The following is a 12574-nucleotide window of genomic DNA, read 5'->3' on the forward strand; positions in this document are numbered from 1 at the left end:
CCGCCTGACGGACGAGGCAGGACCGGGGGATTTTTACTCCTCCTCGCACTCCGTAAGCCACTTATCTACCTCTTTCACAGAATGGAAGCCTCCTTCATTGCCCCATGAATTGGAAATGTAAGTGATCACTTCAGCGATTTCAAGATTGGTGAGAGCGGGTACAGCCGGCATCATTTGATTGAAGGTGACTCCATTTACCACGATCTCTTTGAATTGACCATTTTTTACAATGCAAGCAGCCCTCGGGATGTTTGCCAATAGATAATCTGATTTTGCCAAAGGTGGATAGAGTTGAGCCAGTCCTTCACCCTCAGATTGGTGGCAATTGGCACAATAGGTTTGATAAACTTTGGCGCCGTTGACCATGTACTGATCGAACTTAAGCTTGGTTTCTCGGTCCATTCCTTGTTGCTCACCAGCAGGACTGGCACAAGCGCCAAGGATGATGCAAAAAAGTAAAAGAAACTTATTTCGCATCATACTCATCTAATAACCGTTGGATATCTGCGATCATCACATCTACTTGCTCTGGAACAGTACCGTCCATCACGGAACGAATCCTGCGTTCTTTGTCGACCAGAATGATGGCGCCACTATGAATATAGCCTCCGGGAGCGCCTTCTTCCTCGGCCATCACTGACAAATAACTTTTCTCTCCGATATCATAAATTTTGTCCTGATCTCCAGTAACAAAATGCCATTTATCGCTGCTCACACCCAGTTTTTCAGAAAAGTCCTTTAAAAGCGCTACCGTATCATATTTTGGGTCGATGGTATGACTCAACAGCGCAACTTGTGGATTGTCTTTGTACGCTTCATGAATTCTTAGCATTTGCTGCTTCATGATCGGGCAGATCGTAGGGCAGGAGGTGAAAAAGAAATCAGTTACATAAACCTTATCTTCAAAAGTGGCATTGGTCACAATCGCAGAATCCTGATTGACGAATCTGAAATCATCGATGGTATGATAGACCGTATCATAGATGGTTTTTCCATCCACGTCCCGTTCGACCACCTCACTTCTTCCGATGATTGGCAGTTCATATTTTTGTTTGACTTCCCCGCAGGCAATAAGGATCACCAGGAGGATTGCTGATTGTAAAATTCGCTTCATGAATTGGACGCCTTTCCTTCTCTTATTTTCTTGTAAATTCTTACGGCAGCCATAAGAATAATCGCAAACGAAATTATACCCAATGTGCCCCAAACCCAACTAATCTGATCTTTTTTCACGATCAGAAACACGACAGCAACAAGAATGATCGTGGCAATTTCATTCCATACTCTCAGCTGTGTCGAGGAGTATTTTGCGATGCCATTTTGTAATTGTTTGTAGACCCTGTGGCAACCTAAATGATAAAGATACAGTACCAGTACAAACGTTAGTTTGATGTGCATGAAAGGCATTTTTAGCCATTGAGGTTGCGCAACAAGTAGGCTTACTCCGAAAATAAGTGTTATAATCGCAGAAGGCCAGGCAATAACGAACCATAGAAGCCGTGCCATTTTGGAAAGCTGATCGTGTAAAATACTCCGATCAGGTTCCTGTTTTGCCAAAGCTTCTGTCTGGTAAATAAACAGCCTGACGATGTAGAAAAGTCCTGCAAACCATGTTACAACGAAGATGATATGCAGTGCTTTTAGCGAGAGATAATCCATGTGAATGGAATTTTTTTTTGAGTGACTTATGTTGCAAATGCAACTGTGGCCAAAGTTCAGCCTGAAACACGGCCGTCACAAGTTTTTTGATATCTTAGTTGCGAATCTATCTCGGAGAATGAACGACAAGTCTAATATCTGGTACTTTGAAGACACGGATCTGTTTGAAGTACTGTGCCCAACCAAGACTCCTGGTATGGAGGACAAGCACCAGCCCAATGTGTTTAAAAAAGACGAATACATCTATTTTCCGGATGAGCCTTCCGAAAAAGTCTACATGATCTCTAATGGAAGGGTAAAAGTGGGAACCTTCACTTCCGATGGAAAGGAGATCGTCAAGGCGATTTTGGCAAAAGGTGAATTGTTCGGAGAGTTAGCACTGACTGGTGAGAGCAAACGGGAAGATTTTGCTGTTGCGATGGATGATGAGACACGTGTTTGTCCCATGACTACTCAAGACATGCAAGACCTGATGAAGGATAATCAGACCTTGAGTTTCAAGATCCTTAAAATCATCGGTTTCCGTCTGAAAAAGATGGAGCGTAAAATTGAGTCACTGGTATTCAAAGATGCTCGAACCAGAATTGTAGACTTTTTGCGAGAAATGGCTGAAGAGCGTGGACAAAAGGTCGGTTTCGAAACGATGATCAAAAACCACTTTACACATAAAGACATTGCAAGTTTGACCGGTACTTCCCGACAAACGGTTACGACCATTCTTAATGAGCTTCGTGACAGCAACATCATCAACTTTGATCGAAGAAAGATCCTGATCCGAGACATGGAGAAACTCGTCTGATTGTCCTTACTTGGACAATTGAGTAGGCACTTCCTGGGATTGAACTGTGTTTCTTTGATAGTGTAAATGCTGGCCTCGTGCCGCTTAAAATCTCAAAGTATGTCAAACGCAGATCGCGCATTCAAAAAAATTATTCTGGTTCTTGTTGTATTCTGGGCACTCCCTGGTTTTGCGCAAAACCTCCAGAATTATACCCCTTCCATCTTGTTTGGTCAGGGTGATTGGGAATTCAAAACGTTTCAAAACCTGTACCGCCAGACCAAGAGTTTTGGCCCTGATGGTGGGACAGAAAAAATTGATGCAGGAGATCCTCAGATTTTCTTCACATCGATCAATCAGTTTCTCTATGGAGTGAATTCTCAGATCAATGTGGGCTTTGACGTTTGGGTGAATCATACCTCATTACCTTTTAATGGAGACCGAGAGACGCAAACCGGAGTTTCATTGTTCGGCCCAAAAATTAAAATTGCTCCTTTCAAGCAATTGAGTCGATTATCGATACAGACGTCCTATTTGTTTTCAGGCGGAGATGACCTGGAAAACAGAGACCCTTCCTCTGATCGACCTTTTTTCTTCTTCGCTAATGATCGTCAATTGTGGTTGACACAATTCTTCTATGACTTACCGTTGAATTCTCAATTCCAGTTGTTTTTCCAGCAAGCGTTCTGGTACAACATTGTCGGTGATTCCTTCAGACAGAATAATTACTTACAAACACAATCCAGCGTGTTTGCCAGTTACTTTCCGAACTCTAAGTGGACCATTTACGGAATGACCGAATACTTTCCTACCCACTATAATGATGCAAATCAATCGGGAGAAGGCTTTTTCTCCTATTTCGTTCAATCGGGTGTCGGAACCAAGTATCAGTTGATACCCAATAAAATTGAATTGGAATTCTTGTACACCAACTTTTGGTTAGGAAGCGCTGGAGGAGGTGCTGGCCAGACTTTCAATTTTGGCATCCGATTGGTCAATCAGTAACTTTAACCCTGTGAGTAAAAACAGGGCATTTCTTGCGTTTTTGTATGTATTGCTGGGATGGGTTGCTGTTGGACAAGACAGGATATCTTCTATCAAAATTGCTGGTGTTGAAAAAACAAAACCTGATCATTTACAGCAATTCATTGATCTGAAGCCCGGTGATTTGCTGGATTCGGTTCAGTTAGAAGCCAATCGACAAAGGCTGGTCAATCTGGAAATCTTATCGAACGCCAAATATGAGGTGACTTTTACTCCGGAAGGTGCAGAGGTCACCTTTCAGTGTTTTGAAGTCCGGACCTTATTACCATTGTTCAATTTTGGGGGCGTAAGGGATAATTTTTGGTTCCTGATTGGGGCCACAGAAGTGAACCTGGCTGGTCGCGGAAATAAGCTCCTCGGTTACTACCAGTACTACGATCGCAGTTCTATTGCGCTTTCATTGACGCTGGATCGTATCCGTCAATCTAAATGGGGAGCTCAATTTAATTATGTGAAGTGGAGTACAGTGGAGCCGCTTTTCTTTGATGGAGGCACTGCAACCTATGATTATGACAACTTCACATACGGCGTAAGTGGGCTGTATCATTTCAATTTCAGGAAATCACTGGAATTCAACACCTCATACTTTTCAGAAGAATATAACCGTGTTGATCTGAATACGATTGAAGGAGCGCCACAACGTGCAAAGACACACAAGCAATTATTCAAGCTGATCTATCGAGCGCGAGATCTGGATTATCATTTTTGGTATTTGTCCGGTATCAGTAACACCACGAATGCGGAGGCAGTCCTTTCTTACGATGGTGATCCTGCCTTCTACATCGTCTTTCATGATTTTCAGGCGTATTGGAGGCAAGGTAAGTATGGCAATTTTGCGAATCGTTTAAGGCTTGGGCTTGCGACCAATCGCGATAGCCCGTTCGCCCCTTTTGTGTTGGACAGCTATGTAAATATTCGGGGCGTTGGCAATCGCGTGGATCGTGGAACGGCCATGATCATCATGAATAATGAATATCGACATACCCTGACCAATTGGAATAAAATTGCGACGCAGGCAGTAGCATTCTCAGATTGGGGTACGTGGCGATTACCAGGAGGTGAGCTGTCTGACCTGTCCGATGCCACCCATTTTGAATGGTTTGCCGGTGCAGGTGTGCGGATCATTCATAAAGAGATTTTCAATGCTGTACTTCGAATTGACTATGGGATTAATGTCCTCAGAAAAAACAGTGCAGGATTTGTGATAGGGGTGGGGCAGTATTTTTAACTGCCCAATGAGTTTTTAGCTACACGAAATCCTCTTCTCCGCCAGCTTCGCCAAGATCGTCATCCTCTTCGTAGATCACTTCATAACCTGCTCTTTTCAGGTCTTCCATGGTATCTACATCGTGCAGTTTGTCAAGCATATGGAAAGACATACCCCATTTCTCAACTTCATCCAGAGCTTCATTGAGTACGTGCTCATGGCTGTATTCCTTGTCTTCAAAAAGGGCAGGGAAGATGTTGTTCAGTCCCAATAGATAATAGCCGCCATCTTCAGCAGGTCCGAAAACCACATCGTGCTTATCGAGTGCTTCATAGGCTTGTTTGATGTGCTCAGGTTCGATTTCCAGCGTGTCACTTCCGATAATAACGACTTTGGAATAACCTCTTTCTATTGCTCCAGTGAAGGCATTCAGCATCTTCTCACCGAGTGTGTTTCCCTCCTGAACGTGTTTTTGATATTTTTCACTGTCCCAGTCGTCGTACAATTCGACGTACTGATTGTAGTATATGCCTTTGTCTATTTTCTCGTCTTCAATCTTGTCCACGACTTCCGCCGTGTAGTTCAATAGTTCTTTGTAAACTTCCAGGGCCGCATCCATGCCAATGTCTTTGGCAATACGGGTTTTGACCGTCCCTGGCAATAAATTCTTTACAAATACCATCAAATAATTCTTCTGCATCTTCTTATTTATTTCGTGCTTTTCGCACGGCATTAATATACTTTGATTCCATTTTGCAACCACCTCGACCAAAGTAGATTGTAGGTGTGCACACTATCCGTTGGAACATTGGCGGGATTAACCACTTCCTTCCCTTTATTTTTCCAATCGAAAATACCCCCGTAAAGGTTTTGAACATTTTGATAGCCGGCTTCCTGAAGTTGTTCACCGGCACGTTCGCTGCGGTAACCTACCGAGCAATATACCAGCACTTTGGCATCTTTTGGAATATCAATGACTTGATCGGGGCTAAACGTTTCGAAGTTGAGCATACGAGATTCAGGTAAATGACTGATCTCATATTCTTCAGGAGAACGAATGTCTAATATGTAATATTCCTCTAGATCCGAATTAGTCAACTCTTCGCTTTTTACCAGGGGTACGGTTTCCTTGTACAGTCGTTTTAGCTCTTTTTCAAAAGCCTTTTGGCCACATGAAACATGTACCATCGCTACCATGATTGCTAATGGCAGGATACGAATCCATGGACTATTGGTTTTCATTTTTGGCTTTTTTTGAATGTTGCACAAACTCCCAACTCATGACACTGATGACCGTGAGGTATTCCAGGATAATCCAATGCATGGGCAAGTGGAAATCCTCCGTGGCATAACCTATGTAAGTTAAGAAGATCATCAGACTCCAAACAACTGGAAAATAAAACCCTGAGAGAATACCGAGTGGAATTAAGGGCAGGACGTACCATGGATGCACAGTAGTGCTGAGGAGCAGATAAATGACCAAAGAACCCATCAAGATCATTGGTAAGTCCTTTTTAAAGCGGGAGCCAACAAAAACCCATGTCATGATCAATATAAATGTGGTGATCCCCAACCAGGGGCCTATCTGCTGGATCATGTTCCATCCTACGATCATAAAGCCGATCTCTCTGATGATGAAGTAGATGCTGGCATTGAATTCGAAGCTTTGGAAATAGAGCCCAATGCTGGAACTCATGCCTGATACCAATGCACTACCGATCATGGGAATGAAAGTGATTAGTGCGATGAAAACAGCCAGGAAACAAACCAGTATACCCTTTTTCGGCCATTGTTTCATGAGGACCGCAGGCAGAAAGATCAATGGGACCAGTTTCGCTGAAATGGCTCCGGCAAACCCAAAGCCCTGACCCAAGGTTTTTGAACGGTCGTATTGGTGAACCCCCAGGATCAGAAAGAAAATGACCAGACCTTCAAAATGCAGGTTTCCAGTGAATTCCAGAATGACCAATGGATTGAGGAAAAACCAAAAAGCATTTTTGATGGACTTTTCGTGCTGATGTAGCAGTGATTTAAGTAGAAAAAACGTCCCAATGTCTGAACCGATCAGGAACAATCGCATCACATTGACAGATAGCAACCAATTACCCGGTCCACCTATTTGCGCACTTAGCCAGAAAATGGCCTGATTGAGCGGAGGATATATCGTAAAATAATTAGGGGAGTTTAATTGCGTATAAAATGCTTGATCAATGCCTGGAACATCGAGCTTTATTGCTTCGTCAGGCAATACGCCAAATGGATTGATACCATGCTTCAGTAAGGTGCCGTCCCAAATGAAGCGGTAAAAATCATCCGATAGATTAGGAAGCGACCACATCAAAGCAATTCGGATCAAAAATCCGCTGACAAAAAGCACTTTCCACGAAATATTAGTGAGGCGCACAATCCAGACATACGTAAAGAAAGCTACACCGTAGATGGTCAGTAAGGTGGCCGTTTCATATCGGGCTATCGCCAGGCCCAAGAAGGCAATACTGGACAATAAGATGAACAGGAACGTGTATTCGGCAGTTTTTGCAGGCCGCGTACCAGAAGGCAGCGCTTCCATTACGCAGATTGAATGGGCTTCAGTGAGATGAAGAAGATGTATCCAAATCCGATCGCCAACATCAAGTGGAAAAACAACAGTCCAAAGTCACCCAGCACAAAGGCGGAGACGATCCCAAACACGAAATAAAGTGCCAATAAACCTTCACATAAAGTGATTGGCGTGATCGTATGTTTTAGATATACATTGCCTTTCCAGGAATCTCCTTTTTTCATCACATTGAACTTGGGTGTTCGGATGAATGGCGTCTTGATTCCCATCCAACCTTCTGCGATCGCAATGGAGTTATGTAGTGCCAATCCCATGGAATAGGAGAGGAACATCGGGAAGTGTCCTGCGAAATATCTTAACGTATAGTTAGGGTTTGTGGCTTTGGATGAGAACCAATAGAAGATACTCATGCCAATAAAACCGACAATAAAAATGCTTCCCAGGTCAAACAGTAATCCCAAAGTTGGATTAGACTCTTTGACATACAACATTGGAATAGATAGCACCGCAGCAGTAAGTAGGAAAAGGAATACGGAACTATTGAGCAAATGCATGGCTCCTCTGACTTTATGAGAAAAGTCAAGATTGGAACGCCAGATTTTACCCAGATTTTTTCTGGCCGTTTCTGCGGCCCCTTTATTCCATCGGTATTGTTGGGATTTTACCGCAGGCATCAATACAGGTAATTCTGCCGGAGACAAAACGTCTTCCAGATAATCAAATTTCCAGTCTTTTAGCTGAGCCCGGTAACTTAGGTCCAGATCTTCGGTCAGCGTGTCGTGATGCCATCCACCTGCGTCGATGATGCAGGTTTTTCTCCATACGCCACCTGTTCCATTGAAGTTGATGAAGCTTCCGGCATTAAGCCGTCCCTTTTGCTCAATGGTAAAGTGTGCATTCAATCCGAAGGCCTGGACTCGAGTCAATAGGCTATAATCCTGATTTAAATGTCCCCAACGGGTTTGTACCATACCTACTTTAGGGTCATTAAATGAGGTGAGTGTAGATTTTAAAAAATCTTTAGGAGGCAGGAAGTCTGCATCGAAAATAGCAATGAATTCACCTTTCGCATGCTCCATGCCATATTGTAAGGCACCGGCTTTGAATCCTTTTCTTTCTGGTCTTTGAACTTGCTGAATGTCAATTCCTTGAGCCTGATAAGCGGCTACCTTTTTAGCGACAATTTCAATTGTCTCATCATTGGAATCATCCAGTATCTGGATTTCCAGTTTGTCTTTTGGATAATCAAACGCAGCAACCGCATCGATCAGCCGCTCAATGACGTATTTTTCATTATAGATCGGCAGCTGCACAGTAACATGCGGAAATTCTTCCAAGGAAGCATCCGCACTATTATTCAGCTGCTTCTGATGCTTGCGATAATGCCAGGCCAGATTGAATTGCCCCAGACTGAAGATGCAAATCACCAGTAATGAAAATCCGTAACCAACGATGATCAACCACTCCATTGCTGCTACAAATATTTAAAAATCGTGGTAATTATCTTATATCCTGCCATGACTGTTCCTTTAACAGTACCCGAAACTTTCGATTTTCCGATCCTTACGCGGTAATTCACTGGAATATCCACAGTCTTCATTTTTTGCTTGGCCGCCTTGAGCTGCATTTCTACAGTCCAGCCATAATTCGTGTCTTTCATTCCCATGGCTACCAAACTTTCATATTTGATCGCGCGGAAGGGGCCAAGGTCCGTATAATTAGTGCCGTAAAACCATCGCATCAAGGTAGTGGCCAGCCAGTTACCAAAAACTTGTTGAGGCGTCATCGCCCCTCTTTCTTTTTGGCCAAGTGCTCGGGAACCAATCACCATATCAACATTTTCGCCGATGATTGGTTCCACCAATTTCGTCATTTCTTCCGGGTAGTCGGAGTGATCTCCATCGATAAACACCACAATGTCGGGATGTGTACTGCTTTGGTGGATATGTTCTAACCCTTTCAGGCATGCTTGTCCATACCCGCGTCTTGTTTCGGAAAGCGCGGTTGCACCTTTATCCTTAGCCACTTGAAACGTGTTGTCAGTGCTGCCATTGTCAACGACAATGACCTCAGATACCAGGTCTTTTGGAATTTCTTCAATGACAAGTCCAACGGCATTTTGCTCATTGAATGCAGGAATAACTACTCTGATATCTGGGGAACCGGACAAAGGGACTGACGATGATTTGAAGGCGCAAATCTAGAACTATTTTACCCTTGCTCAACGTCCGAAGTAAGACAAACTCAACGAGTGATCAGTTTTCGCTCATCTGCCGTTGCATCTGTTCTACTTCCTGAATCGCTGGTTGGATATTGACTCGAACAGCTTTTAAGTTCAACCAAATGATATATCCATAGATCAGGACCAAAAAACCAAGTATAAGTAAAAGTTGGCCAATAGAATACGGAGGACTGAAAATGGTTGGCGTCCAATCGTATTCGCCAGGGTCTCCCATTCCAATGAAAAGGATGGCATTGGAGAGAAACGGTGGAAGGACATACCAGTACCATACCGTACTCAGCAGCTTTTTTTGACCTTGTAAATGCTTTTTGTGTTCCTCCAGCTGTTCCTCAATCGTCTGGGTGAAATCATCAGGTTTTTTGCTTTTTTGAGCGCTTTTAAGTCGATAGATAACATAAATTCCCCAGGCAATTCCAATAATAGAGGCCACTTTGCTTGATGGGAACGGAAATTCATAACCGATATAAGCGAAAAAGAAAATTGCACCCAGGGCTCCGAAAATTTCGGTGATGTCTCGTTTTCGGATTTTATTGTCGAATTTATCCATGGTACTTTTCATGTCTCTGATCAATTCTTTGATGTTGATTTTGACCATGTTTTGGTCTGCGGATGTGTTCCAGATTCTTTTCAATTCTTCTTCTTGCATGGTCAATTCATTTGGGTCATACAATCGAATAGTTTTTTTCTAATTCTTTTCATTTTCACCGCTACATGATTTTCGGTGATTCCCAATACGGCAGCCATTTCAGCATATGGAAGCGCTTCCAAATAGAGGATGATCAAAGATTGATCTGCTTCGTTGAGTTGGGAAATGCATTGCTTGAGTAGTCGATATTTCTCATCGTCAGATGTGTCTGTTTCCGCGGCTAGTGAAAAGCTCACAGCATTTAAGCTAACTTTTTCGGCATCTTTAGATTGTTTCATCTTGGATCGGATGCATACGTTCAAGGCGATGCGATAGACCCAGGTCCCGACGCTGGAATTGCCCTGGAATTTGTCCAAAGAACGCCAGATCTGATAGATCACTTCCTGAAACAGGTCTTCCGGCTCATTTGGAGAAACAGCATAGATCTTACAGATTCTGAGAATACTGCTTTTGTTATCCTCAATGATCTGTTCAAACTGAACTGCCATGTGTCAGTATATTTTTCATCATGATATCCCCTTGGTTACCAGTGATTGAAAAATATGACAAGAAGGTTGAAAAAATATTTCTGGGTCTTAATATCCTGCGGCCTGTCCATCTTTTCGGCTTTCTGAGGCGCCACGATACACTTTGTTCTCATCGTCCCACATGATCGCCTGATAGCCACCGTATATGCCACGGCCAAATCCGACGGCATGCCCACGATCCATCAGGCCGCGGATGGTCTTATAGTCAATGCCCGATTCGATGCGGATCCGACCTCTGCCGGTTTCTACCTGGCCAGTAGGCGATGTTTGGCCCGTATGGTCCCAGCGAGGAGCGTCTCCGGCTTCCTGAAGGTTCATGCCAAAGTCTACCAGATTCATGACGATCTGAGAATGTCCCTGAGGTTGGAAGTCCCCACCCATGACGCCAAAGCTTACCCAAGGCTTTCCATCTTTGGTAATGAAAGCAGGAATGATGGTATGGAAAGGTCGTTTTCCGGGTTCATAGGTGTTGGCCTGTCCTTTTTTCAGGCTAAAAAGCTCACCACGATTTTGAAGCATGAAACCCAATTTGGGAGGGGCCATTCCCGAACCCATACCACGGTAATTACTTTGGATCAGGGATACCATCGTTCCTTCTTTATCAGCAACGGTCATGTAGATCGTTTCGCCAGCGCTAATTTCGCCAGCTTCGTATTTCCCAGCACGATCTCCGATCAGCTTTCGTCTTTCTGCTGCATAAGTTTCTGATAATAATTCTTCCAATGGCACATCAAAGAAGTCCATGTCTGCATAGTATTTTGCGCGATCCTCAAACGCCAGCTTTTTGGCTTCCGTGAAAATGTGCAAATGTTCTGCACTGCCAAATTCAATGTTTGAAAAATCATAACCTTCGAGAATGGTCAGCATTTGTAAGGCGGCAATTCCCTGTCCGTTTGGTGGGAGTTCCCAAACATCATAACCGCGGTAGTTAATTGATACAGGTTCTACCCATTCGGACTTGTGAGAAGCCAGGTCATCGTAGCTTAGATAACCTCCTTGTTCTTTGATAAACGTTCCAATGGTTTTGGCTATGTCACCTTTATAGAAAGCATCTCTACCTCCTTCTGCAATTTGCCGATAAGTATTGGCCAGGTATGGATTTTTGAAGATTTCTCCTTCCTGTGGGACTTTACCATTTCGCATGTAATTGTCCTCGATGTTCGGATATCCGGCCGCCATAAATCTAGGAACGGTCAAGTTGATGTACCAGGCGATCAATTCGGTCAAGGGGAATCCTTCTTCTGCGTAATAAATGGCGGGTGCCAGTATTTCATCCATTTTCATAGAGCCAAACTTGCCGTGCAGCTCAAACCAGCCATCAACAGCACCGGGAACGCTAACTGGCATGGGACCGTAAGAAGGAATCTTCGATAATCCCATTTTCTCAAAGTTTTTTAATGTCAGGCTTTGGGGAGAACGACCACTGGCATTCAGTCCATAGAGTTTCTGGGTTTTTGCGTCCCATACGATGGCAAATAAGTCTCCGCCGATCCCACACCCAGTAGGTTCCATCAAACCGAGCGCTGCATTTGCTGCAATTGCGGCATCGATGGCATTACCACCTTTTTTTAAGATATCCAGCCCGATCTGAGTTGCCAACGGATGACTGGTGGCAACCATGCCATGCTGGGCAATGACTTCTGAACGAGTAGAAAACAACTCGCCAGTAATTCGATCCTGAGCGAAAGAAAGGTTGATGAAGGCCAGGATGGCCATGAAAAGGAAAAACTTCTTCATGAGGTATGATTTAGGAGCCACAAACTAGTAGAAAAACAGAGGACGATCAACGAATGTTTGATCAGTGGAATGAAGCGGGCATTGCAAAAGGGGAATAAGATGTGGTCGCCCGTCTTGGCAAGGCGGGTAAGCATTTGCGACCAAGCACTACTCATAAATTGATAGATCCAACTC

The 12574-nt window shown here is 43.8% G+C and carries 14 protein-coding genes; 3 read left to right on the forward strand and 11 right to left on the reverse strand.

Annotated elements, in window-relative coordinates; genetic code table 11:
• Positions 1 to 33: 33 nt before the first annotated feature.
• From R8G66_34740 to R8G66_34750, 3 genes are read right to left on the reverse strand one after another with little or no spacing between them, the layout of a single operon-like run.
• Positions 34 to 480 carry a cytochrome c gene (locus tag R8G66_34740; protein ID MDW3197576.1) on the reverse strand — a complete coding sequence of 149 codons (447 nt, stop codon included), beginning with the start codon at positions 478 to 480 and terminating at the stop codon, positions 34 to 36.
• Positions 467 to 1114, reverse strand: coding sequence for an SCO family protein (locus tag R8G66_34745; GenBank protein MDW3197577.1), 648 nt, complete (start codon positions 1112 to 1114; stop codon positions 467 to 469). The genes R8G66_34740 and R8G66_34745 overlap by 14 nt, the downstream gene beginning before the upstream one ends.
• Entirely contained in the window at positions 1111 to 1659 is a 549-nt protein-coding gene (locus R8G66_34750) for a CopD family protein (GenBank protein ID MDW3197578.1), read from the reverse strand. The genes R8G66_34745 and R8G66_34750 overlap by 4 nt, the downstream gene beginning before the upstream one ends.
• A 118-nt stretch (positions 1660 to 1777) precedes the next feature.
• Here R8G66_34750 and R8G66_34755 point away from each other — a divergent pair, with 118 nt between their 5' ends.
• The 3 genes from R8G66_34755 to R8G66_34765 all read left to right on the forward strand — a co-directional run bounded on the left by R8G66_34755 (position 1778) and on the right by R8G66_34765 (position 4709).
• Complete coding sequence (locus tag R8G66_34755; protein ID MDW3197579.1) at positions 1778 to 2458, forward strand: Crp/Fnr family transcriptional regulator; 681 nt, start codon at positions 1778 to 1780, stop codon at positions 2456 to 2458.
• 99 nt (positions 2459 to 2557) lie between these two features.
• A complete protein-coding gene (locus tag R8G66_34760) occupies positions 2558 to 3442 on the forward strand; it encodes a hypothetical protein (protein MDW3197580.1) in 885 nt (294 codons plus the stop codon).
• A 10-nt stretch (positions 3443 to 3452) separates the two neighbouring features.
• A complete protein-coding gene (locus tag R8G66_34765; protein ID MDW3197581.1) occupies positions 3453 to 4709 on the forward strand; it encodes a POTRA domain-containing protein in 1257 nt (418 codons plus the stop codon).
• Between the two features lie 19 nt (positions 4710 to 4728).
• Here R8G66_34765 and R8G66_34770 read toward each other — a convergent pair whose 3' ends face one another.
• The 8 genes from R8G66_34770 to ggt all read right to left on the reverse strand — a co-directional run bounded on the left by R8G66_34770 (position 4729) and on the right by ggt (position 12400).
• Positions 4729 to 5388, reverse strand: coding sequence for a TIGR04282 family arsenosugar biosynthesis glycosyltransferase (locus R8G66_34770; GenBank protein ID MDW3197582.1), 660 nt, complete (start codon positions 5386 to 5388; stop codon positions 4729 to 4731).
• Positions 5389 to 5420: 32 nt separating this feature from the next.
• Positions 5421 to 5930, reverse strand: a complete 510-nt coding sequence (locus tag R8G66_34775) for a rhodanese-like domain-containing protein (protein ID MDW3197583.1) — start codon at positions 5928 to 5930, stop codon at positions 5421 to 5423.
• Positions 5917 to 7257: a hypothetical protein gene (locus tag R8G66_34780; protein MDW3197584.1), complete on the reverse strand. Its 1341-nt coding sequence runs from the start codon at positions 7255 to 7257 to the stop codon at positions 5917 to 5919. Before R8G66_34780 ends, R8G66_34775 begins: the two co-directional genes overlap by 14 nt.
• Positions 7257 to 8717, reverse strand: coding sequence for a glycosyltransferase family 2 protein (locus tag R8G66_34785; GenBank protein MDW3197585.1), 1461 nt, complete (start codon positions 8715 to 8717; stop codon positions 7257 to 7259). Before R8G66_34785 ends, R8G66_34780 begins: the two co-directional genes overlap by 1 nt.
• A gap of 5 nt (positions 8718 to 8722) precedes the next feature.
• Positions 8723 to 9418, reverse strand: a complete 696-nt coding sequence (locus R8G66_34790) for a glycosyltransferase family 2 protein (protein MDW3197586.1) — start codon at positions 9416 to 9418, stop codon at positions 8723 to 8725.
• A gap of 85 nt (positions 9419 to 9503) precedes the next feature.
• Positions 9504 to 10136: a hypothetical protein gene (locus R8G66_34795; GenBank protein ID MDW3197587.1), complete on the reverse strand. Its 633-nt coding sequence runs from the start codon at positions 10134 to 10136 to the stop codon at positions 9504 to 9506.
• Positions 10137 to 10138: 2 nt separating this feature from the next.
• Complete coding sequence (locus R8G66_34800) at positions 10139 to 10624, reverse strand: sigma-70 family RNA polymerase sigma factor (GenBank protein MDW3197588.1); 486 nt, start codon at positions 10622 to 10624, stop codon at positions 10139 to 10141.
• A gap of 87 nt (positions 10625 to 10711) precedes the next feature.
• Complete coding sequence (ggt, locus tag R8G66_34805) at positions 10712 to 12400, reverse strand: gamma-glutamyltransferase (protein ID MDW3197589.1); 1689 nt, start codon at positions 12398 to 12400, stop codon at positions 10712 to 10714.
• Positions 12401 to 12574: the final 174 nt, after the last annotated feature.

Source organism: Cytophagales bacterium (assembly GCA_033344775.1).
Classification (GTDB): Bacteria; Bacteroidota; Bacteroidia; order Cytophagales; family Cyclobacteriaceae; genus JAWPMT01.